Here is a 23,607-nt window from a genome sequence, read left to right on the forward strand (position 1 = left end):
CATGACGAAGCAGGCAGCGCAACAGACCAACCTGTAGGGGGTCAATTTTGGACGCCGATCCCCCGGCTTAGGGGGTCAATATTGCAGGCCGAATGACACTCTGTAAGGAGCAGGGGGTGTAGCGCTTGGTAGGACGGCTTGGCGAACGCAAGGCGGACGTCGTCACACGTGCCCTTGCTCGCCGGCTTCATGCGTCGGTTGATCCATCGCGGCTGGGCGATCATGGCCTGGTACTCGCGATCAAGATCGGCCCACGTCCAGGTTGTCGGCTTGAGTGCCTCCGGTGCTGCCTCCGAAGGCGCCTCGTCAAGCTTGCCGCCAGCCATGTCGGCGTAGACCTGCTTGGCCTTCTCGCGGGCGTCCCGAAGCGAGAGATAGGTTGGGTCGACATGGATCCCTGTCGCGGATCCGATCTTGCGCGAGGCCGTACGCTCGCACGATCCACCGCACTGAGCGCCCGCGTTGGCGCAGGGTCAGATAGCGCTGCTCGGTATCGTTCCAATCGGCGATCCGGCCGCTGTCCGTTGCCTTCTTGGCAGCGGCAATCGCTTCGTCGACGACTGCCGGCGTGATCCGCTCCCGGACTTGCTGTGCCTTCTTCTCTGTCGCTGCGTCGGCCAAAATGCCACCAATCCGTACAAGTTTCGTACAAACGATAGCAGGTTAACTTGGTCGGTGATGAGCGAGATCAAGCCATTTTTGGGCAATTTCGCCACAAAGAAGAAGGTGAAGTTACTGGGATGGCTCCATAATCCCTAAAACACGGGAATCATAATCCTGGGGTCGGGGGTTCGAGTCCTCTCCCGCTACCAAAAAATCAGGCACTTCCTGCTAACCTGCGATCCTCGGACTCTCTTGGTACCACATTAGTCCCACCAATTCGCAAGCTGGCGAGCATGAAGCTACGCGCTGCGGAGGGGAAGACGGCGGGGTACATTTAGCGGTTTAGCGCCCGGAGTCGAAGCGTGGCCGCTTCTCAGCGGGCAGAACCCTACGGCTGAGCCGTGCTGCAGCCGACGCGATTGTGCCAGAGCCGCGGAACACGGGGACAAACCTCAGCTCTGCGATTGCGAATCCCTGCTGCGTGCTAACCGCTCGGAACGAGAAGACGGGCCAAAGGATTCGTCCGGGCAGGAGCAAGCTCGATGCTGATGACGAAGGAAGGACGGCCGGCGATCCGAACGCTGCGCGGCTGGGCGCTCAGCGTGCTGCAGGAGGCGGGCGCCATCCACGAATGCGAGGAGCACGGCTGGGCGAAGGACCGGGCCGACCCGCATGCACGCGAGCACGCATTGGATATAGCCAGGCAGGAGCCACCCGAGGGCTTATCTCCGGATCAGGCCGTCGGGCAAGTGCGCGAGGTTTTGCATTCGATCGGCGATACGTGCCCGGAGTGCCCGCCACGTCCCGATTAGGTCCCCTGCGCTGTCGCGCCGCTCGAATGGCGTGCGAGCCTCAAACGCCTTTGGCAAACTTGGACGACGTAACGGATATCAGCGGACTATTGCCAAAAGGCCCTTCAAGCGAGCAAGTCTAGTGCGTTCTCGATCGCTGCGCCGGCTGCGGTGTTGTCGAAGATGCACCAGGTCTCACTAGATGACGACGCAGCACCGAGCCGCAGCTTCAGCGATCGCAGGAACGCCCCGTCGTACGCGGAGTAGTAAATGCGCGGCGCTCCATGCAATCGAAAATAGCGCAGACTAGGCCACCCGCCCGGCAGGTCGGCATCGGTCCCCCGCGCCGGATCCGCGGCGACACGGGCAATCCGACGTTCCCCGAGCCAGGCGCCGACCTCGGGCGTAAACCAGCTGACGTGACGCGGCTCGCACGCGAGAGCGGCTGAGGTCTTTTCCTGCAGCGCGCGGAACAGGAACTCCGCATCGGACGCAACGAACATTTTGCGAGGCGCAAACTGAACGAGCAAAACCCCGAGCTTCGCACCAAGTCCGGCGCTCTCTTCGATGAACCGATCGAGTTCACCCTGCGCAAGCTGTGACGAGTGAGTAACAGACTTCGGCACCTTTACCGAAAAGCGGAAATCATCTGGCGTCGCGTTCGCCCATTTCTCATAGGTCGAACGCCGGTGCGGCTTATGAAATGATGAGTTGATCTCGGTGGCGTTCAACACCCGCGCGTAGCGTTCAAGCTGGCTACCTACCCCGCCAACTCTTTCCTTGCAGACTCGCGGAACATTCCATCCCGCTGTGCCGAGCCGCAGCTCAGCCTTGACATGCGCGGCCTCTTCCATGTCAGTCCGAAACTGCCATCGGGTATCACCGGATGTTTCACAATCTCACGCCGACTTCCGCCGCGTCCCTGCTGTCGGCTTCTTCGCCGCCGCTTCCTTAGCCAGCTTCTTACCGGCGATCGGCATCAGCATCTCCTTCTGAGCCGCGGCAGCCTTCTTCGTCTTCTTGGCAGGCTTTTTCGGAGCCTCGGTCTTTGCTGCTGCCCCGCCGACGCTCTTGCGTAGCGCGTCCATCAGATCGACGACGTTCTCGCCTTTCGGCCGATCCTTCGGCACGATCGGCTTGCCGGTGCGCTTCTGGTTGATGAGCTCGATCAGCGCGCTTTCATAATGGTCCTCGAACTTCTCCGGCTCGAATGATCCCGCCTTCTGGTTCACGATGTGCCTGGCCAGATCGAGCATGTCCTTCGTCACTTTGACGTCCTGGATCTCGTCGAAGTATTCCTGCTCGCTACGAACCTCGTAGGGATACCGCAGCAAGGTGCCGACCAGACCCTTGTCCATCGGCTCGAGCGCAATGATGTGCTCTCGGTTGGTGAGCACCACGCGCCCGATCGCAACCTTGTTCATCTCGCGGATGGTCTCGCGGATGACCGCGAAGGCGTCGTGGCCGACTTTTCCGTCCGGACGGATGTAGTAGGGGCGAATTAGGTAGCGCGGATCGATCTCGGCCTTGTCTACGAACTCATCGATCTCGATGGTCCGCGTGGATTCCAGCGCGATCTCCTCAAGCTCCTCCTTGGTCACCTCGATGAACTGGTCCTTCTCGAGCTGGTAGCCCTTAACGATGTCCTCGTTGGGCACCTCGTCGCCGGTGTCGGCGTCGACTTTCAGGTACTTGATCCGATGACCGGTCTGACGGTTGAGCTGGTTGAAGGAGATCTTCTCGCTCTCCGACGTAGCTGGGTAGAGCGCCACGGGACAGGTGACCAACGAGAGACGCAAAAAGCCTTTCCAGTTCGCGCGGGGGGCCATGGTACGCAAAACTCCATAAGGGGACTTGGACTCAAGACGAACGGCGCGACACAGTTCCGACACCGCCCGCAGGTGTCCACCGCAAATTGATGCCAGATCCCGGTCAAGCGCCCGGAATAGATGGCTGGCAGTCTTAACCCAACGAACAAAATAAGAACGTGTATCGGTGACGCAATCCCTGGCACTCCGCGGTGATTAGACCTCTGTGGAAAACGGCCAATCCCTTGCTCTAGGGAAGCGGCAACCCAGCCCGTCGGGCAACACACCCTTCTCCCGTCAATCCCTCTCCGCAAAAATATTCCACTTTACCGAAATTCGGAAACGGCGTATGTGTCGCTCATCCCGGCTCATCCTTGAGGGGCGATCTCGTTGTCGTCTTGATTGCGAGCCGGGCTTGCGATGGACGCGGCAGCGTCGGTACGAGATGGTGCGGGCAGGGCGGGTAGACCCTGTGAGCCCGCAACCGCGTGCGGACGAGCGGCGCTGCTAGGCTTCGTCTCGCCTGTAAGGTTTCGGCTTCGTCGACAGGGCTGGAAAAACTGCGGCGAAATGGCGGGCCGTGCGTACGGCAAAACCGTGTGGTCCTGGCCGTCGTTTCTACGGTCAAGCTTTCGCGGAGGTGTGTGCGAGCCCAACCGGGCAGACAGCATCATCCAAATTCGCGAGGCGAGGGAGGCCAAAGAGAACTCGGCTCCCGGGAGAGCACGGCATAAGCCGTCCAACCATCGCGCAGGGAAGGCCGAGTGATTGGCTACACCTGTATGCTGCTGTGCGGTTTTCCTGCGTGTGCTTTTCGCGCAGCGGACCGCGGGTGCCAGCCGGCACCCGGCCTTCCCTGCGCCCTCTTGGATATGAGGGCGGAGTGACGAAGCAAAGCTCGGGCGAAACGCGCCGCGAGAACGAGAAATCATGTCCGCTGTTTGAATGCCTGGTCGCGTCATGTGCCGCGACGTCTCGGTGGCAGGCGCTCAGGATGAATTGCCGAAGCGATGCTCTGGAAGTCCCTGTGCAATGCCATCAATGGCCAGAACATGACCCGCCTGGGGTTCGCGGCCCAGTTGCTCGCGATCAAGAAACTTTCTCGCCGTCGTCACGAACAGGGTCTTCAGATCGGCTCCGCCGAAGCATACGCAGGTCGGATTGGTCGCCGGCACCGGAATGACGGTATCGATCCGGCCGTCCGGCCGATAGCGCACCACCCGGCCGCCGGAGAAGAATGCGGTCCACAGTCCGCCCGCAGCGTCGATGCACGCGCCGTCGGGCCTCTCGCCGGAGGCGCTGTAATCCGCGAACAGCCGTCTGTTGCTAATCGCGCCGTCATCGAGATCGAAGTCGAACTGCCAGGTGCGGTAACGCCTCGTGTCCGTGAAGTAGAGCGTGCGATTGTCGGGCGAGAACGCGATGCCGTTCGTCACGATGACATCGCCGAACATACGCGTTGTCCGGCCGTCCGCGTCCACCCGATACAGCGCTCCGTTCGGCCGATGCAGCTGGTTGTCCATGGTGCCGATCCACAGCCGGCCCCGCGCGTCGACGCGCCCGTCGTTCAGGCGATTGTCGAGGCCGCTTTCGACCTCGCAGAGCTGACCTGGAGGATCGTCATCGAACGCGCGGCGATAAAGCCTCAGATCCTGCGCGAGCAGGTGGGAGCCATCCGCCGTCAAGGCCTGACTGCCGAGGAAGTTGCATGCGTACGGAATAACCTGATGCGCGCCTGTCGCCGGATCGAAGGATTGATGCAGCCGCCGGTCGATGTCGACCCACCACAGCTTGCGGGAGCTGTCGCACCACAATGGCGTTTCGCCGAGGATGTCGCCTGTGGCGACCGCGGTCTCGACCCGATGCGCGGGAATCATGTCAGGAGTCATCCCGAAATCCGATTGCAGCGACGAGCGCTGTCTCCGAACGACGTCAGGCCGCGGACGATCAATCCTCGTTCCAGGAGGCGAGGGCGTGCGCGACGCACCCGTTGATGTGGTCGGTAAGCACGGTTTTGGCGCCTTTGATGTCGCGCTTGAGGGCGCATTCGAGCAGCGCCTTGTGCTGGTTGATCGTCTCCGCGCCGCGGTAGCGCAGCGCATAGCGGAAATATTTGTCGAACACGATCGCGTGGGTCTGCATCAGCTCGCGCGAGCCGCAACTCGAGATGAGAGCCTGGTGGAATTCGCCGTCGTAGCGTTTGCGCAGCTCGGGATCGTCCCCCTCCTTGAGGACGGTGCGTTCGGTGGCCGCCAGCTTGTGATGCGCGGACACCACGCGGCCCTCCCACTCGACGTCGCCGGCACGAAACGACTCGGCCATTGCATGCTGCTCCAGCAGGATGCGCAGGCCGGCGAGTTCACGCAGGTTCTGGATGGATATCGGCGCCACCTCGAAGCCGCGCTGGCCCTCCGCGACCACGAATCCCTCGGAGGTCAGACGATTGAGGATCTCGCGCAGCGTGGAGATGCTGACGCCGTAGTCCTCCTTCATGGCGTCGAGCTTGAGACGTCCGGACGGCGTCAGCACGCCGAAAATGATGTCAGATCGAATCCGCTGATAACCGCTGTCGCCCGCCGACAAGGGGCGCCCCTCGAGTGACGTCATGCTCTCCGATCCCGCAATATGCGCGCAACGCCCCGTGGTGGGCGGCCGAACCATCAATGTTACCAGCAATATAGCAAATCCATAACAACAGATGTATTCGAAAATCTCAGATGAACAGAGATTTATCATTTGACCGAGAAATGTAGTTATGTTTTTTGATTGACCTGAGGGTGCAGAAAAGAATGGCTCGAGCCGCCGTCGTGCCCCGATCGAACAGGGAGGTCAAAATGAGCTTGTTGGTACGGGCGCTGTCTGCGACGGCGATCTGCGTGGCGCTGACGGTCGGTGCATCCGCTGAGGACATTCAGGAGCGCACGATCAGGTGGGGACACCTGAACAACACCGATCACCCCGTCAGCGCGGGGGTGCAGAAATTTGCGGAGATCCTGCTGGCGAAGAGCGGGGGCAAGATGAAGATTCGTGAGTTCGCGGCCTCGCAGCTCGGCAACGAGCTGCAGCAGCAATCCGCGCTACGCGGCGGCACGCAGGAAATGCTGTCGGCCTCGACGACGTCGCTCGCAACCGTCGTGCCGGAGTTCGGCCTCATCGACTTTCCATTCATCGTGAAGACCATCGAGCAGGCGGATGCTCTCGGCACCGGCAAATTCGGCACGTCGATGCTCGATACGTTGCCGTCGAAGGGATTGATCGGTCTGGGCTATTGGGGCCTCGGCTTCCGCAACGTCACCAACAGCACGCGGCCGATCACCAAGGTCGAGGATTTCAACGGCCTCAAGCTCCGCGTCATTCCGAACCCGGTCTATCTCGAGACCTTCGGATCCTTCAAGGCCAATCCCGTTCCGATGGCCTTCGGCGAACTCTATTCGGCGTTGGAGACGCGCACCGTCGATGGCGAGGAGAACCCCTTCACGGTCATTCTCTCCAACAAGTTCTACGAAGTGCAAAAATACGTTTCCGCCACCAATCACACCTTCACCCTGAACATTATTCTGGTGAGCAAGGCGTTTTGGGACAAGCTCTCGCCGACCGAGCAGCGCCTGATGCGCGAGGCGTATGAGGAAAGCCGAGGCTATCAAAAGGAGCAGACCCGCCTTCAGACCGAAAAGGCCCTCTCTGAATTACAGGCGAAGGGCATGCAGTACAACACCGTCGCGCCGGAAGAGCTCGATCGCATGCGCAAGACCGCGCAGCCGGTGGTCGACAAGATTGCCGCCAATCTCAAGCCGGAGGCGGTCAAGCTGTTCAACGACGAGCTCGATCGCATCCGCAAGGACGTGAAATAGTCGACCTCGTCAGCATGCAAGAGGCAGAGCCGGCCAGTCGGCCGGCTCTGAACCCGACTTTGCCCGGACGACACGCATGGCGCGAATTCTCGACCTCTATTGCACCCTGCTGAAGGGCATCATCGCCGCATGTCTTGCGGTGATGGTGGTGCTGGTGTTCGGCAACGTTGTCCTGCGCTACGGCTTCAACTCCGGTATTGCGATTTCCGAGGAGCTGTCACGCTGGCTCCTGGTCTGGCTGACTTTCCTCGGTGCGGTCGTGGCAATGCGTGAGCACGCCCATCTCGGCGTCGATAGCCTTGTGCGGATGCTGCCGGCTTACGGCAAACGCATCTGCTTCATCGTCAGCTACGTCCTGATGCTGTTCGCCGACTGGCTTCTGCTCTCGGGAAGTTGGCGGCAGACGATCATCAATATCGACGACCGCGCGCCGGCGACCGGCCTCTCGCTCGGCATTTTCTATGGCGTCGGCGTGATCTTCGGCGTTTCGGCCGGAGTGATCCTTCTCTACGACCTGTTCCGCGTCGTTTCCGGACAGGCCAGCGAAGCCGACATGGTAGCCGTCAGGGAATCGGAGGAGCACTGATGCTGTCTCCTCGTATCGTGCCGCCCGGCGCTCACATCCTGAAAATCACCGGGATCATGCCATGACGATTGCCGTCTTCACCCTCTCGCTGCTCGGCGCCATGGCGCTGGGCATGCCGATCGCCTTTGCGCTGATCGTCTGCGGCGTGGCCCTGATGAGCACGATCGACATGTTCGACGCGCAGATCGTGGCGCAGAACGTCATCAACGGCGCGGACAGCTTTCCGCTCATGGCCATTCCCTTCTTCATGCTCGCCGGCGAGGTCATGAACAAGGGTGGTTTGGCCAAGCGAATCGTCAACGTTGCGCTCGTCGCGGTCGGCCATTTTCGCGGCGGCCTTGGTTACGTCACGATCCTCGCGTCCTGCATCCTTGCGTCGCTGTCGGGCTCCGCGGCAGCCGATGCCGCGGCACTGGCTGCCCTGCTGGTGCCGATGATGGTGGCGGCGGGCCACAAGAAATCCTATGCGGCGGGTCTGGTCGCGGCCGGCGGCATCATCGCGCCCGTGATTCCGCCCAGCATCGGATTCGTCATTTTCGGTGTCGCCGCGGGCGTGTCGATCTCGAAACTGTTTCTGGCCGGGATCGTCCCCGGGCTGTTGCTCGGGGCGGGGCTCTGCCTGGCCTGGTGGTGGGTGGTCCGCCAGGAGAACCTGACGCCCCCGCCAAGAGCATCGCTCTCGGAAATGGTGAAAGCGGTGGTCGACGGCTTCTGGGCGTTGATGCTGCCGGTCATCATCGTGGTCGGCCTGCGTTTCGGCATCTTCACGCCGACGGAAGCCGCAGTGGTCGTCGCTGTCTATTCGCTGTTCGTTGCGACCTGCATCTATCGGGAATTGAAGCTGTCGCAGCTTTACGAGGTGTTCGTCTCCTCGGCCTTGACGACGAGCATCGTCATGTTTCTCGTGGCAGCCGCGCTGGTGTCGTCCTGGCTCATCACCGTGTCCGAGATTTCGGCACAGATCGTCACCCTGCTCAAGCCTTTCATGGGCAACAACACGCTCCTGATGCTGGCGATCATGGTCGTGGTGGTGATCGTGGGGACGGCTCTCGACATGACGCCGACCATCCTCATCCTCACGCCGATCCTGATGCCGATCGTCAAGGCGGCGGGCATCGATCCCGTCTACTTTGGTGTCCTCTTCATCATCAATAATGCGATCGGCCTCATCACGCCACCGGTCGGTATCGTGCTGAACGTGGTTTGCGGCGTCTCCAGGATCAGCATGGAGGACATCATCAAGGGCGTCTGGCCCTTCTTGATTGCGCAACTGATCGTCCTGTTCGCGATGGTGCTATTCCCGGGGCTGGTGACGATCCCGGCCAAGTGGTTCAGCGGCTAGACGCGTCGGCAACAAAAGAAGGACAAGCGAAAATGGCCGCAAGGATCATGATCCTCAACGGACCCAATCTCAATTTCCTCGGCATCCGCGAGCCCCACATCTACGGCTCGACGACGCTCGGGGAGATCGAGGCGAGCTGCAAGGCGCTGGCCGACCAGCTCGGGGTTTCGATGTCGTTCCATCAATCGAACATGGAGGGCGAACTCGTCAGCCTGATCCAGTCCGCCCATGGCAACGCGGACGCCATCATCATGAACCCCGCGGCCTATTCATTCACCTCGATCGCGCTGATCGATGCGCTGAGGATTTTCGAGGGTGTAAAGATCGAGGTGCATATCTCGAACATCCACGCGCGGGACGAGCTGCACCGCCACTCGATCACGTCGAGCGCCTCCACGGCAGTCATTTGCGGCCTGGGTCCCTATGGTTATCTCGCCGCGATGCTCGCGGCGGTCCAACGGCTAGGGCAATTGCCTGCGACCATCGCGCCAGCTCTGCACGGGCTTGCGGCCGGTGGCAAGGCGTAGGCATGGAGGGCGGGATGCGCGGCACGGGATTTCTCGCCATCTGGAGCGACGTCGAGGCTCACGACCTGACCGACTACCGGCACTGGCTGACGCGTGAGCACACGACCGAGCGCGTGACGACGAAGGGCTTCCTGGCATCGCGTGTCTTCCGCGCGGCAAGGGACGACATCAACCGCTTCTTCATTCTGTACGAGCTGGGGACGCCGGAGGTCCTCGACGGCGAGGCTTATCTGGCGCGCCTCAACGCACCGACGCCGTGGTCCCGGCGCATCATGCCGAAGCTTGGCAATTTCATGCGGGGCGGCGGCGTCATGATTGCGCGGGGAGGGCGGGGCGAGGGCGCATCGATCGTGGCGCTGCGGATCGAGACGTTGCCGAAGGATCCCCAGGGTCTGGCTCAGGCGCTCGTTGCGTGCGACGGGGTTGCCGCGGTGCAGATCGGCGCGACCGACGAGGCGCGGACATCGGTGCGGACGACCGAGAAGGGCATGCGGAAGAACGAGGGCTTTTTCGCCGGACTTTTGCTGATCGAGGCGCTCGACGTCGCGTCGTTGCAGGGCGCCTTGCGGAAAGCCGCGGAAATTGCCCCCGACGTCATGGCCGGGGCGAGCGAGCCGGAAGTTTTTCAAAGCATGTTTGCGCTCGACGCCCGTATCGCAGATTTCGGCTGATGACAACGTTCTCGCTCGCCGCGGTGACTTGCTCGAGCTTGCGCCGCCTGCTGCCCGACGTCAGATTCGTCTGGATTGCTGGCTGACGTGGCATCCCGATACCTGAGGAACGCTCCGCGTCAGGAGTGCACCGCTCCATCCCGGGGCCTGTAAAAGGCGGCGAGAGCGGGCTTCGTTCGAGCTCGCGTGTTCGCCGCTCCGGGCTAGGAACTCTTGCGCACCATCGAGGCTTGACTCAGCGGGCCAGCGTCGCCGCCGATTTGCTGGCCTGCACGGCCCCGCCTCCAAGCCCCCATACCCCCCAGGGTGGGGCCGTGTCTCTTCGCAGGAGATGCAATGCCGGAGCCGACCGATCACGACATCAGAGAACGCGCGCACCGCCTGTGGGAACAGGCGGGCAAGCCGGAAGGCCGCGAGGAAGAGTTCTGGCATGCGGCCGAGCAGGAGTTGCGCAACGAGGACAAGTCGAACCCCATGCGGACGCCGGATACGCTGTGACCAACAAGGGCTGCCCATTCTGCTATGGTCTGGGATGGGTCTGCGAAAACCACCCGCTCCGCGCCTGGAGTGAGGAACTGGGCGGCTGCCGCTGCGGTGCGGGCATGCCCTGCACCTGCAACACGACGGAAGATCCCGAAACAAGGGCGGTGATCGTCGAAGCGGACACGACGTGGCATTGAAGGACCTGGCATTGAAGGCGGAACAGAGCCTTCCAGCAGGAATTGAGGATGTGAGCAGCACGGGCTGCGACGCAGGCCCGTGGCTACGGCGGGGTTTGCGGTGGACGAGCGGCAAAAGATAGAGCACCAGATCGAACTCGCAACGCGAGCGGCTGCGCTCGTCAAAGACGAAACCACCGTCCAGCGATTCAGGAGCTTCGCCGAGGAGCTGAAGCAAAAGCTTCTTCGCATGATGCGGCGCGGCAAGGTGCGAGCGCGCGCGTACGAGCTCTGGGAGCAAGCCGGTCACCCGGCCGATCGCGATGTGGAGTTCTGGGTCGAAGCGGAACGGCAGATCGAACAAGAGCGCGATCAGCGGAAGCTCTCGGATCCGCCAGAGAAACGATAGAAGCTGGCGCTGCCGGTAGCCACCTCGGCAGCGAACAAGGTTCGTCCGCGCGTTCGCCGGACAGAGAAAAAGCCGCCGAGTTCTTCACCCTGGCGGCCTCAAAAGTTCGTAGCTGTTGGTCGCCTCTCCAGCCTGGTGCGTACCGCCGTTACCTTGTTTGCGGCCATGCAAGTTCAGTCTAGGCCAAGGCGCTCGATTCTGCTGTGACCTGAAGCACACATTGGAAGGACGATGTCGGGAAGCTTGGGAGGTGACCGACGTTGACGGGACTGCTCCGTCATCGCGTTACGCGCCAGCCGCGACACCCAGGCGGCCTATGCCGGGAAGCTTCAGCGCGGGGCGGCGGATGTCGAGGCCGAGCACCGCGCCGAGGAAATTGATCTCGACCCCTTCGACCCAGCCGATGGTCATGCCGAGATAGCCCGACAGCGAGGCGTAGAGCCCGGTGCCGGACGCCGTGATGCCGGCCCAGCGTCCGCTGTAGGGAAAGTCCTTGCCGATAGCGGTCGGCGGCAGCACGGCACGCAGCTCGGGAACAGCATCCAGCGCCGCCTGCACGAAGGTGTTGGAATTCGGTCCCGGCCAGGCGCTGTAGTCGCCATAGGCGCGGAACTTGTAATTCTCGATGACGGCACGGATCTTCGGAATCAGCGCTTCGGCCCGCGCGCCATCGACGGCGACCACCGTTTCCGGGAGGGCTCCGAACCAGCGGCCGTCGGGCGGAAAGCCGTTGCTGCGAACAGGGTCGCCCCAGGCCGTGTAGTCGTATCGGCTATAGGTTGTGGCGCCCTTCTCCTTGACGACGATCCAGGTGTGGACGGCAAAAATACTGCGCCAGCGCACGGTGCGCGCGGCGAACACTCGGATCAGCGCATCCGGATTGGCCGATGCGGGCGGCAGCAGGCCGGCGCTGGAGCGATCCGCCGTCTGCCAATTGCCGCGGCCGTCGCCGCGCAAATAATAGCGGCCGGCCGACACGCCGATCGGCAGGAAGATCAGCAGCAGGAACAGAATCAAGGATTTCCTCAAGGGCAAACGGCGATCAGGCGGGACGATGCCACCAATATAGTTCGCAAGGCACGCCGCGCCAGCGCTCTCCTGCTCTTGCATTCGGGTGGTGCGGCCATATGTTGCGTCCATGAGGAAGTTGTCGCTCGTCGAGGACCAGGCCATCCAAGCGCGAATCGCGTACATCGCGGGCGCCGAGATTTTCGATCGCCTCTTCGCCGGCATCCGGTTCGACGAAATCGACGGCAATCTGCTGTTTGCCATTGCCAGCGACGAAGACTGCGCGGCCGAGATCGAGGACGAGTTCTCGCACCAGCTCGCTGTGGTCGCCACGCACATCCTCGCGCAGAGCGTGGACGTGGTCGTCGTGCTGCCGAAGGTTCTGCAATAGCCGCCTGCCCGTTAGCCTTCTGCCCGTTCAGGCCGCTTGCCTTTGCCCCCTGTCTCTGCTTTTCAACGCAATTGCAAAATTGTAATGACGTCAGTGGGCGCTCAAGCCCGAAGGCGCGTTATCGACGGAGCTCGACGGGAGGGCTCGTCGTCGCTCGCCTCTATTTGCGAAACAAAGTTGGATACACATTGGCGCCCACCAGCAAAGCCCGGGCCACGACCGGCGCGATAAAGACAAAAAGCAAGAGCTCGAAAAGCGTAGGCTCGATAAGCAAGAGCGCGAAGAGCACGAGTTCGAAAAGCAAGAGCTCGAAAAGTACCAGCTCGACAAGCAAGCGCCCGGACAAGAGCGCCTCGCGTTCCGCGGTCGCCTCCTCATCGCCGCTCGGCATGCTGGCGCTGCATCTGCTCGAGCAGTGGGAGAAGTCCGGCCGCGACGGCCTCGTCTTCCTCTGCGACGACGAGAGTAGGGCGGAGCGGCTGGGCGGCGTGATCCACGCCCTCGATCCCTCGGTCGACGTGCTGGTGTTTCCGCGCCTGAACACGCTGCCCTTCGACGGCCTCGAGCCCTCCCGCGAGATCGCGGGCCGGCGCAGCTCGGTGCTGCGGCGTCTCGCCAAGACAAAGAAGCCCGTCTTCCTGGTGTCCACCGCGGAAGCCATCATGGAACGGCTGCCGCTGCCGGCGAGCTGGTCGCGGTCGAGCCTCACGCTGAAGGTGGGCGCGCCCTATTCCGAGACCGAGCTGGAGACGCGGCTGGAAGCTCTCGGCTACGATCTCGACGAAGAGGCGGAGTATCCGGGCGGTGTCCTGTTCCATGGCAAGACGTTCGAAGTGTTTCCCGCCGGCGCACTCGCTCCCTTCCGGATCGAGCATTCCGGCGACACGATCCGCAAGATCGTCGCGGTTGATCCCATCGAGCACGAGGTCGTCTACGAGACCCCGGAATTGATCATAGATCCCATGTCCGAGCGGATCGCTCTGGGAGCTACGCGCGGACAGCGGGCGACACTGCCTGATTATTGCAGCCGCGCGCGATGGATCGCGGATGCCGGGGTATCGGCTCACGCCGAGAGCTGGCAGGGCACGATCGAGGACGCTGCCGGCCGCAGGGATGCGGAACGCGAATATCTGGGGCAGGCGGACTGGAAGCAGCTGAAGAAGCGCATCAGCGTGCTGCCGCGCAAGGCGGCCTTGATCTCGACGCCGGAGTTCTCGAAGCTGGCCTCGCCTCGCAAGGCGCTTCGCGCCTTCGTCGCCGACATGCAGCGCGGCGGATCGCGGCTGCTGTTCGTCGCGGCCGTCGAGGACGACCTTCGCGCGATGGAGCGCATGAGCGGCATCAAGGCGGAGCGCCTGGCCGATTGGAGCGAGGTGACGAAGGCACGGAGCCGCGAAGGCGCGCTGCTGGCCGATTTCGACGCGGGGTTCATTGGCGCCGGCCGCAAGCCGCTCGTCGTCGTGACCGCGTCCGACGTGCTCGGCAGCCGAGCCCATCATCCGCAGCCGATGGCGCGCGCCTGGAATCCGGCTTTCGATCATCCCGACGTGCCGGAAAAGGGCGCCGCTATCGTCCATCTGCAACGCGGGCTCGCCGTGCTCGATGGCTTGCAGACCCTGGATATGGGCAAGGGATCGCGACGCGAGATGATCAGGCTCAAATTCGCGGGCGACAATGCCGTGCTCGTACCGCCCTCCGATCTTGCCGTGATCTGGCCTTATGCCGGCGAGCCCGGGAAGCTGACGCTGGACAAGGCGGACGGCAGCAGCTGGTGGGCGCGGCGCACCGAGGCGGAAGCGGAAATCCAGGTCGCCGCCAAGGCGCTCGCCAAACACATCAGCCAGCGCCTCCGCCGTCGTGCACCCAAACTGGTGCCGCCGGGGCCGGCTTACGAAAAATTCGTCGCCCGGTTCCCCTATTTCACGACAGTGGACCAGGCCCAGGCGATTCAAGACGTCCTAGACGATCTTGCGGCGGGCCACCCCATGGACAGGGTGATCTGCGGTGACGTCGGCTTCGGCAAGACCGAGGTCGCGCTGCGGGCGGCGGCCGCAGTGGCGCTGTCCGGCAAGCAGGTGGCGATCGCGGCGCCGACGACCGTGCTGGCGCGGCAGCATGTCGAAACCTTCCGCAAGCGGTTCGGCCCTCTCGGCATCGAGGTGGGAAGCCTGTCACGAGCCAGTTCAGGCCCGGAGACGCGAGAGACCAAGGAGGGGCTGCGGCGCGGCATGCTGAAAGTCGTGGTCGGCACGCAGGCGCTTGCGGCAAAGGACGTGAAGTTCGCCGACCTCGGCCTCGTCATCATCGACGAAGAGCAGCACTTCGGAGCGGCCGAGAAGGCGAAGCTTTCAGGCCTCGCCAAGGGTGCCCATTCGCTGTGGATGAGCGCCACGCCGATCCCGCGCACGCTCGCGGCGGGTCTTGCCGGCTTCAGGGATCTTAGCGTCATCGCCTCGCCGCCGGTTCATCGCCTTCCCATCGTGACCAGGATCGCGCCGCTGTCCGATGCTGCCATTGCCGCAGCGCTGCTCCGCGAGCGCAGGCGGCACGGTCAGAGCTTCCTGATCTGCCCACGCATCCAGGATCTGGAGCCGATGCTGGCGCGGGTGCAATCGGTGGCGCCGGAGCTGCGCATCGTCTGTCTTCACGGCAGACTGCCCGTGGACGAGATCGACGATCGCATGATGAGTTTCGTCGATGGCGAGGCGGACGTACTGCTGGCGACCAATATCGTGGAAAGCGGTCTCGATATTCCGCGCGCGAACACCATCGTGGTGTGCTGGCCCGAAAAGTTCGGACTTGCGCAGCTGCATCAGCTCAGGGGACGGGTGGGACGCGGCGGCACGCGCGCCTTTGCCCATCTGCTCACGGAATCGACCTCGGAGCAGTCCGAGAAACGTCTGGCGGTATTGGAGGAGTTCAGCAAGCCCGGGGCCGGCTTTGCGATCAGCGAGCGCGACCTCGACCTCAGGGGCGCCGGCGATCTGTTCTCGGAACAGCAGTCCGGCCACGTCCAGGTGTTCGGACCCGTGCTCTACAGTCATCTGCTGAAGCGGGCGTCCGAGCGAGGCAGCGATACCGGGGCCGATCTGTGGGTGCCCGATCTCAATATGCCGCTGGCCGACATGCTGCCTGAAGGCTACGTGCAATCGGAAGCGGTCCGGCTCGAGATCTATGGCCGCGCTGCCAGGTGCCGAAGCGACGACGATCTGGAAGATCTGGAGGAGGAGATCTCGCGTCGTTTCGGCAGGCTGCCGCCGGAGGCCCGCGACTTCTTCGCATCCGCCAGGCTCCGGATCGATTGCAAACGGCGCGGCATCGTCAGGCTCGATGTCGGGCCCGAGGCCGTCGCCGCGACATTCCTGCCAGGGCGGCTGCGGAAATTCAGGGGAAAGTCCGAGGCACGATCGCTGCAGCGCGACGGCGACCGCGTTGTTCACGCCGGCCGCCGCGACCAGGATCCGTTCAGCCGGGTCGAGGAATTTCTCGACCTGCTGGACGGCTAGGGATCATTCGGTCTGCTCGACTGCCGCGGGCATTTTCGCCACCGACATCAGCGAGCGAGCCACCTGGTTGAGAAGCTGATCGGCGTTCTCCTCCTCGGCGAGCGATTTCGACAGCAGGGCGACAATGGCACTGTGGCGAAGCTGCTGGGCGAGGTTGCGCGCCGTGGTGTAGCCCGCGATCTCGTAATGCTCGACGCGCTGCGCTGCGCCGATCAGGGCGAGGTCGGCCGCCGCGTCCTCCTTGTCCTCGCCCTCGGCCATGATCTCCTGGCCTTCCTCGACGAGGCCCATCATGCCCTTGCAGGGCTTGGCGCGGGGGGATTTGCCGAGCATTTCGAAGCATTCGTTGATGCGCTCGACCTGCGCTTCGGTCTCGGCGAGGTGCTGCTCGAACAGCTCGCGCAACTGATCGAAGCGGGCGGCCTCCGCCATCTTGGGAAGCGCCTTGGTCAATTGCTTCTCGGCATGCAGGATATCGCGCAGCTCGTTGATGAGCAGATCGCCGAGACCCGCTTCGTCCGCGGGCGGCGAGCTCTCGGTGACGATGGCCGAGGCCGGACCCGGTTCGCCCGCCTGGATCGCCGGCGACTCCGTGAACACCCAGTCGCCGCCCTCGTTCCACGGGCCGCGCGTGTCGATCTCGCCATGGTCGCCGGCGCCGGTGGAATCGTTGAAGAACTGGTCCACGAGGCCGGGCGTCGGCGCGATGCGGCCGATGCTGAACGCTGGCTTGCCCATGCTCTCGAGCGCGAGCGCGAACGCCTTCATGTGCGTGATCTCGCGGGTCATCAGGAACTGCAGCGCGTCCTTGCTGCCGGCGTCGTCGCAGAAATTGATCAGCCGCTCGTAGACGATCTTGGCCCGCGCCTCCGCGGCGATGTTGCTGCGCAGATCGACGTCAAGCTCGCCGGTGATCTTCAGATAGTCGGCGGTCCAGGCATTGCCCTGGGAGTTGAAGAGATTGACGCCGCCGCCGCCGGCGATGGCGATGAGGGGATCGGCTTCGGCCGCCTGGCGGTCGAACTTCGACGGCTTGAGATGCATCCGCGCCAGCGTGCCGACCACTTCCAGATGGCTGAGCTCTTCGGTGCCGATGTCCATCAGCAGGTCCTTGCGATCGGGATCCTCGCAGTTCAACCCCTGGATCGAGTACTGCATCGCGGCGGCGAGCTCGCCATTCGCGCCGCCGAACTGCTCCAGCAGCATGTTGCCGAAGCGGGGATCCGGCTCGTCGACGCGAACGGTGAACATCAGCTTCTTGACGTGGTGATACATGGTGGGGACTCTCGTATTGGGAGGACAGGAACGAGGATGTCTTCCGAACGGGCGGCTTTAGCGTTCGTTCCTCGCGAAACGACCTGCGCCGATGATATCGGGCGCAGGTCGTTCGAAGTCGATCGGCAGGATTGTGGGCGTATTCGTTTAGCGTTGGTCCGGACGCTTGGCGGGCGGCCCATTCTTGTTGCCTGGCGCGCCCTGAATATTCGACGGGTCCTGCGACTGCACGGCGGTGTTGCCAGTGGAGCTCGTCGAACTCGATCCAACGGTCTCACCAGGCTTTGCGGCCGGCCCGTTCTTGTTGCCGGGCTGCCCGGCAATGCCGGCACCCGAATTCTGCGCGCTCGGCGCGGACGAAACGTCAGGCTTGCTGGCCTGCGCCCAGGCTGCTCCAGGCAGCGCGAGAGCGGCGAGGATAACGGCACCTGTGAACTTCATCTCGGTGTTCTCCGACTGATGCCCCATCTACTCGAACGCCGATAACCTGCGTGCGTTCCCTGTCGTCATCAACTCGAAAGCGTCGGCTCACCGTGTCACGACCAACTACCCCGGCAGCGGCGCCTCCACGACGTCCAGCAGCGCGCCGAGGCCCTGGCGCAGGCGGCGCGTGGCGATGGTTTCGGTGGCGAGACCGAACACCACGAGGGATCGCCCCGTCATCGCATAAACGTGCCCGAACTCGAATGCGGGCATTTGCCCCTCCGGTTGATTGGTGTCGATCAACCCGATCCAGCTGCGTCCCTCGGCGACTGCGGGCAAGGTGAAATTCACGACGTCGTAATGGGCGTTGTAGATCAGCAGCATGGTTGCGTCCGAGCCGCGGCGCTTGATCCCGGTCTCCTGGGCGCGGCCGTCGAGCAGCAGGCCGAAACATTTGGCGTTACCGTCCTGCCACTGGTCCGTCGTCATTTCCTCCCCGGACGGCGCGAGCCACGTCACGTCCTTCACGTCCAGCTCTTCATTGTGGGAGCCGACCAGGAAGCGGCTGCGGTAAAGAATCGGAAATGCCTTGCGCGTGGCGATCAGCTTGCGCGTGAATTCGCGCAGGCTGCGGCCATTTGCGGTGATGCGGAGCCAGTCGAGCCATGTGGTCTCGTTGTCCTGGGCGTACGCGTTGTTGTTGCCGTGTTGGGTGTGTCCGAATTCGTCGCCGGCAAGCAGCATAGGCGTGCCGTGCGACAACAACATGGTCGCCAGCAGATTGCGCTTCTGGCGCTCGCGCAGCGCCGTGATGTCCGGATCGTCCGTCGGTCCCTCGGCGCCGCAATTCCAGGAATGATTGTCGCTGTGGCCGTCGCGATTATCCTCACCATTGGCTTCGTTGTGCTTGTCGTTGTACGAGACGAGGTCATTGAGATTGAAGCCGTCATGGGCTGTGACGAAGTTGACGCTGGCCCATGGCCGGCGGCCGCGCTTGTTGAAGAGATCGCCGGATCCGGACACGCGCTTGGCGAAGTCCGCGATCGATCCCTCATCGCCCTTCCAGAAGGCGCGCACGGTGTCCCTGAACTTGTCGTTCCACTCCGCCCATCCCGGCGGAAACTGACCGACCTGATAGCCGCCCGGACCGATGTCCCAGGGCTCGGCGATCAGCTTGACGCTGGAAAGCACGGGGTCCTGCCGGCAGGCATCGAGGAAGCCGCCGCCTTCATCGAACCCGTAAGGTTCGCGCGCCAGGATGGTGGCGAGATCGAAGCGGAAACCGTCGACCCGCATCTCGGTCGCCCAGTAGCGCAGGGAATCCGCGACCAGTTGCAGCACGCGTGGATGCGACAGGTTCACCGTGTTCCCGGTACCGGTGTCGTTGATGTAGTAGCGCTGCTGGTCCGGCAGCAGGCGGTAATAGCTGGCGTTGTCGATGCCCTTGAACGAGAGGGTTGGGCCGAGCTCGTTTCCTTCAGCGGTGTGATTGTAGACGACGTCGAGGATGACCTCGACGCCATGGGCGTGGAACTGGTTGACCATGGCCTTGAATTCGTTCGCGAACGGCGTCCTGAGGTAACGCGGCTCCGGCGCGAAGAAGGCAAGGGAGTTGTAGCCCCAGTAATTGCGCAAGCCTTTCTCGACCAGATAGCTGTCGTCAACGAAGGCATGGATCGGCAACAATTCTGCACTGGTAATGCCAAGCGAGCGCAGGTAGGCCGGAACTTCCGAGTGCGCGAGACCGGAGAACGTGCCGCGGTCTGCGTCGGGCACCAGCGGATGCAACTGGGTAAACCCCTTGACGTGCATCTCGTAGACGATCGTCCGCTCCCACGGCACTTCCGGCTTGCGCGCGGCGCCCCAGGTGAAGGCCGGGTCGATGACACGGCATTTCTGCATCAAGGGCGCGCTGTCGCGTTCGTCGTAGGAGAGATCCTTGTCGGCATGGTCGAGCTGGTAGCCGAACAGCTCCGGTCCCCAGCGCAACCGGCCGACCAGCTGCTTGGCGTAGGGATCGAGCACGAGCTTGTTGGGATTGAAGCGGTGTCCAGCGTCGGGTTCGTAGGGGCCATGGACGCGGTAGCCATAGACGGTGCCGGGGCGGGCCGAGGGCAAATAGCCGTGCCAGACTTCGTCGGTATATTCGGGGAGTTCGATCCGCTCCAGTTCGGTTTCGCCGCTGTCGTCGAACAGGCAGAGTTCGACCTTGGTGGCATGGGCTGAAAACAGCGCGAAATTGACGCCGAGCCCGTCCCAGGTGGCGCCGAGCGGAAACGGCTTGCCCTCGCTGATGCGGGAGCGGCGCAGGCTCGAGGCCGCCCGCGTCAGGGTGTCGTCTGAATGTACCGTTTGATCCATCGCTGCCCCCGAATAGCCCCTGAAGAATTTGGTGAGGTTGCCGTCACTTCCGCGTCGCCTGCTCGCCGACGGTCGCAGAAGTAATCACCGCGACAGGAGGCACATCGTCCGGCTTCGGCAGCGTGGTTGCCCTTTGCAGCGCCGCCTCCTTGCTGATAGCCGCAATCGAGTTGCCAATCCGCTCGACGATGCTGGTCAGCTCTGCGTCGGATAGTCCGAGACGCTTTCTGACGAGGCGCACCTGAGTACGGTCGGCCAGGTCGAGCTTGTTGCGGATCGGCTGTGGCTTCGAGCGGCGCATGACGAAAACTCCCGTGTGGAGTTGCAACCGTCGCCCCGGCGATTCCGTTCCCTGTTTGCAACTTGATCTTCCCCAACCCATCGTCGCCGCACCTCGGCCCAAAAGTGCACACAACGCACATGGCGCATCGGTGTGGCGCCGGCCTGAGGAACGAATGCCCACATCTCGGCTTCTCCCGTTGAGCATGCTCAAGCGATCGTAAAATCGAGCCTCGCGAAGCGTGCCGTAACTTCCAGCCATGCACGCAAAGGCGGCCAGGTTTGAGTCACAGTTTGGGAATGGCTGGGCCAGCGCGACACCACGGCCCTCGATGCCTCGACCACGGGGTCTGCTTCAATCTGTGGGCGCCGACGGCGCAATCGGTCGAATTGCTCGAAGCCGGCCGGCCGCCACTCCGGATGATGCGCGACCACGATGGCTGGTACCAGGCGTTGAGTCCCGCCGCGCATGTCGGCACGCGCTATCAGTTCAGGATCAACGAAGACCTGGTCGTTCCCGATCCCGCCTCGTTCTTCCAGCCGGACGACGTCGGGGCCCCGAGCGAGGTGGTGGACACTGCGGCGTTCCGAGACTCGGTGCTCTATCCCGGCCGCCCTTGGGCGGAGGCCGTGATCTACGAGTTGCACGTCGGCACCTTCAGTGAGGAGGGCACCTATGCCGGCGTCGAGAAGAAGTTGCCCTATCTGCGCGATCTCGGCATTACCGCAATCGAGCTGATGCCGCTCAATGATGTCCCCGGCCGGCACAATTGGGGCTATGACGGCGTGCTGCTGAATGCGCCGAATGCGCGCTACGGCAGGCCGGAAGACCTCAAGCGGCTGTTACGCGCGGCGCATGCCCTCGACATCATGGTCTATCTCGATGTTGTCTATAACCATTTCGGACCGCAGCTGAACTATCTGCACCTCTATGCGGAAAGTTTCTTTACCGCGCGCCACAGCACCGGCTGGGGCCCTGCCGTCAACCTCGAGGGACACGACGGCGCGTTCGTGCGCGAGTTCCTGATCGAGAACGCGTTGATGTGGCTGCGCGACTACGGGTTCGACGGCTTGCGGCTCGACGCCGTTCACGCCCTGAAGGACGATTCCGACCGCCATTTCCTGATCGAGCTTGCCGAGACGGTTCGCAGTCAGCTGCCGGACCGGCGCGTGCATCTGATGCTGGAGAACGAGGCCAATCAGGCCCGCCTGCTCGACCGTGCTCAGGGGCGAACCCGGCTCTATGACGCGCAATGGGGCGATGATTTTCACAACGCGCTCCACGTCCTGTTGACGGGCGAGGACGAAGGCTATTATCGCGCGTTCGCAGACAGGCCGCTTGAACATCTCGCGCGAGCGCTCACCGAGGGCTTTGCCTACCAGGGCGAAATCTTTCCGCTGCATGACGAACCGCGCGGCGAGCCGAGCGCGCATCTGCCGCCTGATGCCACCATCTTCTTCGCCCAGAACCACGACCAGATCGGCAACCGCGCGCTCGGGGAGCGGCTTTCCGCGCTGGTCGGTCCGGAGAAGCTGGACCAGGCCATGGCACTGGTTCTCTTGAACCCGCATATTCCCCTGTTGTTCATGGGTGAGGAAGCCGCGGCCGAGACGCCATTCCTGTTTTTCGCAGACTGGTCCGGCGAAGCTGCCGAGCTGACGCGGGAAGGGCGGCGCAAGGAGTTCGCGCACTTCAAGGCGTTCTCGACGCCCGGCATGCGCGCCAGGATTCCGGATCCGTGCGATGAAAAAACCTTCGGGGCATCGAAGCTCGACTGGGCCGGCATCGACCGCTCTCCCGCCAGCGCCAGGTTTCGCGGCCTCACAGCCCGATTGCTGAAGATAAGGCGCGAGAAGATCGTTCCGCTGATCAAACGGGGTTTCGTTTCGGCTCATTGCAGGTTGCTGGGGGAGAACCAGCGTAAGGGCGGCCTGGATGCCCGTTGGCGGACGCAGAAGGGAGACATCTTGCAGATTCTTGCCAATTTCGCCGACCACGAACTGCCCATGCCGGCGCTGGTCGCGGGCGAGAGCCTATGGCGATTGGGCGCCGCCGACGCGCCAGAGCTGTTGCCGAGCGACATCATCGTGCGGCTTGGCCACGAGGCGTGATGGAACCGCGAGGAACGCTTCCGAAAGCTTTCCGTTAGCGGAGTAAATCCCTGGAGCCACTCCATGACCGAATATCCAAAGCCGCCTTATCCGTCCCAGCAGCAATCGATGCCCGGTTCGACCCGCGCGATGAATCCACGACCGGATCACGGCGAAGAGAGTTACAAGGGCTCCGGGCGACTGTCCGGAAAGAAGGCAATCATCACCGGTGGCGACAGTGGCATCGGCCGCGCGGTCGCGATCGCCTATGCCCGGGAAGGTGCCGACATCGTCATCGCCTATTTGAACGAGGACGAGGATGCCGCTGAGGTCAAGACGCTGGTGGAGCGCGAGGGACGCAAGGTCGTCCTGATCCCCGGCGACATCCGCAATCCCGATCATTGTCGCGCGATCATCCAGCGCACCGTCGAGGCGTTCGGCGCAATAGACATCCTCGTCAACAACGCGGCGCATCAGGACACGTTCAAGGAGATCGCTGAGATCAGCGACGAGGAATGGCAGCGGACGTTCGAGACCAACATTCACGCCATGTTCTATCTCACCAAGGCTGCGGTCCCCCACATGCGCCCGGGAGCGGCGATCATCAACACCGCGTCGGTGAACTCCGACATGCCGAATCCAACCCTGCTGGCCTATGCCACGACCAAGGGCGCCATTCAGAACTTTACCGGCGGCCTTGCGCAGATGCTGGCGGCAAAGGGCATTCGGGTCAATGCGGTCGCTCCGGGTCCGATCTGGACGCCGCTGATTCCGTCGACGATGCCGGAGGACAAAGTCAAGAACTTCGGCAAGCAAGTGCCGATGCAACGGGCCGGCCAACCGGCCGAACTTGCGACCGCCTATGTCATGCTCGCCGATCCACTCTCGAGCTACACGTCGGGAGCGACCCTGGCGGTCACCGGCGGCAAGCCGTTCATCTGACCGAACCTGCAACGAGAACGTGGCAGCCCCGCGGGTGGGGCCGCCACGTCTAGTACGTCTTCACCAGCACGCCTTGACCAGCAG

General features: G+C 63.1%; 23 protein-coding genes. 13 read left to right on the forward strand and 10 right to left on the reverse strand.

Features of this window, described 5'->3' with window-relative positions:
- Window positions 1-462 precede the first annotated feature (462 nt).
- Both IVB36_RS31490 and IVB36_RS31495 read left to right on the forward strand, forming a co-directional pair.
- Window positions 463-759: a hypothetical protein gene (locus tag IVB36_RS31490; protein WP_247394181.1), complete on the forward strand. Its 297-nt coding sequence runs from the start codon at window positions 463-465 to the stop codon at window positions 757-759.
- 386 nt (window positions 760-1,145) lie between these two features.
- Window positions 1,146-1,415: a hypothetical protein gene (locus IVB36_RS31495; RefSeq protein ID WP_247394182.1), complete on the forward strand. Its 270-nt coding sequence runs from the start codon at window positions 1,146-1,148 to the stop codon at window positions 1,413-1,415.
- 104 nt (window positions 1,416-1,519) lie between these two features.
- Here the strand turns inward: IVB36_RS31495 and IVB36_RS31500 are convergent, their stop codons facing one another.
- The 4 genes from IVB36_RS31500 to IVB36_RS31515 form a co-directional block, all read right to left on the reverse strand.
- Entirely contained in the window at window positions 1,520-2,248 is a 729-nt protein-coding gene (locus IVB36_RS31500) for a DUF72 domain-containing protein (protein ID WP_247394184.1), read from the reverse strand.
- A gap of 45 nt (window positions 2,249-2,293) precedes the next feature.
- Complete coding sequence (locus IVB36_RS31505; protein WP_018453912.1) at window positions 2,294-3,223, reverse strand: Ku protein; 930 nt, start codon at window positions 3,221-3,223, stop codon at window positions 2,294-2,296.
- A 968-nt stretch (window positions 3,224-4,191) separates the two neighbouring features.
- A complete protein-coding gene (locus IVB36_RS31510; RefSeq protein ID WP_204512182.1) occupies window positions 4,192-5,091 on the reverse strand; it encodes an SMP-30/gluconolactonase/LRE family protein in 900 nt (299 codons plus the stop codon).
- Window positions 5,092-5,149: 58 nt separating this feature from the next.
- Window positions 5,150-5,809, reverse strand: a complete 660-nt coding sequence (locus IVB36_RS31515; protein WP_026232625.1) for a GntR family transcriptional regulator — start codon at window positions 5,807-5,809, stop codon at window positions 5,150-5,152.
- Between the two features lie 227 nt (window positions 5,810-6,036).
- Between IVB36_RS31515 and IVB36_RS31520 the strand changes: the two genes are divergently transcribed.
- The 7 genes from IVB36_RS31520 to IVB36_RS31550 all read left to right on the forward strand — a co-directional run bounded on the left by IVB36_RS31520 (window position 6,037) and on the right by IVB36_RS31550 (window position 11,247).
- The gene (locus IVB36_RS31520) at window positions 6,037-7,053 is read left to right on the forward strand and encodes a TRAP transporter substrate-binding protein (protein WP_018453915.1); all 1,017 of its coding nucleotides are present in this window, start codon (window positions 6,037-6,039) and stop codon (window positions 7,051-7,053) included.
- 76 nt (window positions 7,054-7,129) lie between these two features.
- Window positions 7,130-7,639: a TRAP transporter small permease gene (locus IVB36_RS31525; protein WP_085383159.1), complete on the forward strand. Its 510-nt coding sequence runs from the start codon at window positions 7,130-7,132 to the stop codon at window positions 7,637-7,639.
- Between the two features lie 61 nt (window positions 7,640-7,700).
- The gene (locus IVB36_RS31530; protein WP_085383158.1) at window positions 7,701-8,981 is read left to right on the forward strand and encodes a TRAP transporter large permease subunit; all 1,281 of its coding nucleotides are present in this window, start codon (window positions 7,701-7,703) and stop codon (window positions 8,979-8,981) included.
- 32 nt (window positions 8,982-9,013) lie between these two features.
- Complete coding sequence (locus IVB36_RS31535; RefSeq protein ID WP_247394186.1) at window positions 9,014-9,508, forward strand: type II 3-dehydroquinate dehydratase; 495 nt, start codon at window positions 9,014-9,016, stop codon at window positions 9,506-9,508.
- Between the two features lie 14 nt (window positions 9,509-9,522).
- Window positions 9,523-10,179, forward strand: a complete 657-nt coding sequence (locus IVB36_RS31540) for a hypothetical protein (RefSeq protein ID WP_247394188.1) — start codon at window positions 9,523-9,525, stop codon at window positions 10,177-10,179.
- A gap of 336 nt (window positions 10,180-10,515) precedes the next feature.
- Window positions 10,516-10,677, forward strand: a complete 162-nt coding sequence (locus IVB36_RS31545) for a DUF2934 domain-containing protein (protein WP_007595988.1) — start codon at window positions 10,516-10,518, stop codon at window positions 10,675-10,677.
- Between the two features lie 282 nt (window positions 10,678-10,959).
- Complete coding sequence (locus tag IVB36_RS31550) at window positions 10,960-11,247, forward strand: DUF2934 domain-containing protein (protein ID WP_247394190.1); 288 nt, start codon at window positions 10,960-10,962, stop codon at window positions 11,245-11,247.
- Window positions 11,248-11,532: 285 nt separating this feature from the next.
- On the opposite strand, the gene IVB36_RS31555 is transcribed toward IVB36_RS31550, so the two are convergent.
- Window positions 11,533-12,264, reverse strand: a complete 732-nt coding sequence (locus IVB36_RS31555; RefSeq protein ID WP_018453922.1) for a DUF3750 domain-containing protein — start codon at window positions 12,262-12,264, stop codon at window positions 11,533-11,535.
- Between the two features lie 121 nt (window positions 12,265-12,385).
- Here IVB36_RS31555 and IVB36_RS31560 point away from each other — a divergent pair, with 121 nt between their 5' ends.
- Window positions 12,386-12,646: a hypothetical protein gene (locus IVB36_RS31560; protein ID WP_007595982.1), complete on the forward strand. Its 261-nt coding sequence runs from the start codon at window positions 12,386-12,388 to the stop codon at window positions 12,644-12,646.
- Between the two features lie 160 nt (window positions 12,647-12,806).
- Here the strand turns inward: IVB36_RS31560 and IVB36_RS31565 are convergent, their stop codons facing one another.
- Window positions 12,807-13,037 (reverse strand): hypothetical protein, encoded by a 231-nt coding sequence (locus IVB36_RS31565; RefSeq protein WP_094183527.1) that lies wholly within the window; start codon window positions 13,035-13,037, stop codon window positions 12,807-12,809.
- On the opposite strand from IVB36_RS31565, the gene IVB36_RS31570 reads away from it, so the two are divergent.
- The gene (locus IVB36_RS31570; protein ID WP_247394192.1) at window positions 13,036-16,152 is read left to right on the forward strand and encodes a DEAD/DEAH box helicase; all 3,117 of its coding nucleotides are present in this window, start codon (window positions 13,036-13,038) and stop codon (window positions 16,150-16,152) included. The two genes, IVB36_RS31565 and IVB36_RS31570, sit on opposite strands and share 2 nt — an antisense overlap.
- A gap of 3 nt (window positions 16,153-16,155) precedes the next feature.
- On the opposite strand, the gene IVB36_RS31575 is transcribed toward IVB36_RS31570, so the two are convergent.
- The 4 genes from IVB36_RS31575 to IVB36_RS31590 all read right to left on the reverse strand — a co-directional run bounded on the left by IVB36_RS31575 (window position 16,156) and on the right by IVB36_RS31590 (window position 20,512).
- A complete protein-coding gene (locus tag IVB36_RS31575) occupies window positions 16,156-17,427 on the reverse strand; it encodes a DUF892 family protein (protein WP_085383542.1) in 1,272 nt (423 codons plus the stop codon).
- A 147-nt stretch (window positions 17,428-17,574) separates the two neighbouring features.
- Window positions 17,575-17,868 carry a hypothetical protein gene (locus IVB36_RS31580; protein WP_026232628.1) on the reverse strand — a complete coding sequence of 98 codons (294 nt, stop codon included), beginning with the start codon at window positions 17,866-17,868 and terminating at the stop codon, window positions 17,575-17,577.
- 105 nt (window positions 17,869-17,973) lie between these two features.
- Window positions 17,974-20,211 carry a glycogen debranching protein GlgX gene (gene glgX / locus IVB36_RS31585; protein WP_018453927.1) on the reverse strand — a complete coding sequence of 746 codons (2,238 nt, stop codon included), beginning with the start codon at window positions 20,209-20,211 and terminating at the stop codon, window positions 17,974-17,976.
- A 43-nt stretch (window positions 20,212-20,254) separates the two neighbouring features.
- Window positions 20,255-20,512, reverse strand: coding sequence for a DUF3606 domain-containing protein (locus tag IVB36_RS31590; RefSeq protein ID WP_018453928.1), 258 nt, complete (start codon window positions 20,510-20,512; stop codon window positions 20,255-20,257).
- A 278-nt stretch (window positions 20,513-20,790) separates the two neighbouring features.
- Between IVB36_RS31590 and treZ the strand changes: the two genes are divergently transcribed.
- Entirely contained in the window at window positions 20,791-22,602 is a 1,812-nt protein-coding gene (gene treZ / locus IVB36_RS31595; RefSeq protein WP_247394193.1) for a malto-oligosyltrehalose trehalohydrolase, read from the forward strand.
- A gap of 63 nt (window positions 22,603-22,665) precedes the next feature.
- Window positions 22,666-23,523: an SDR family oxidoreductase gene (locus IVB36_RS31600; RefSeq protein WP_018453930.1), complete on the forward strand. Its 858-nt coding sequence runs from the start codon at window positions 22,666-22,668 to the stop codon at window positions 23,521-23,523.
- The last annotated feature ends 84 nt before the right edge of the window (window positions 23,524-23,607 follow it).

Origin of the sequence: Bradyrhizobium sp. 35 (assembly GCF_023073215.1) — a bacterium.
Classification (GTDB): Bacteria; Pseudomonadota; Alphaproteobacteria; order Rhizobiales; family Xanthobacteraceae; genus Bradyrhizobium; species Bradyrhizobium canariense_D.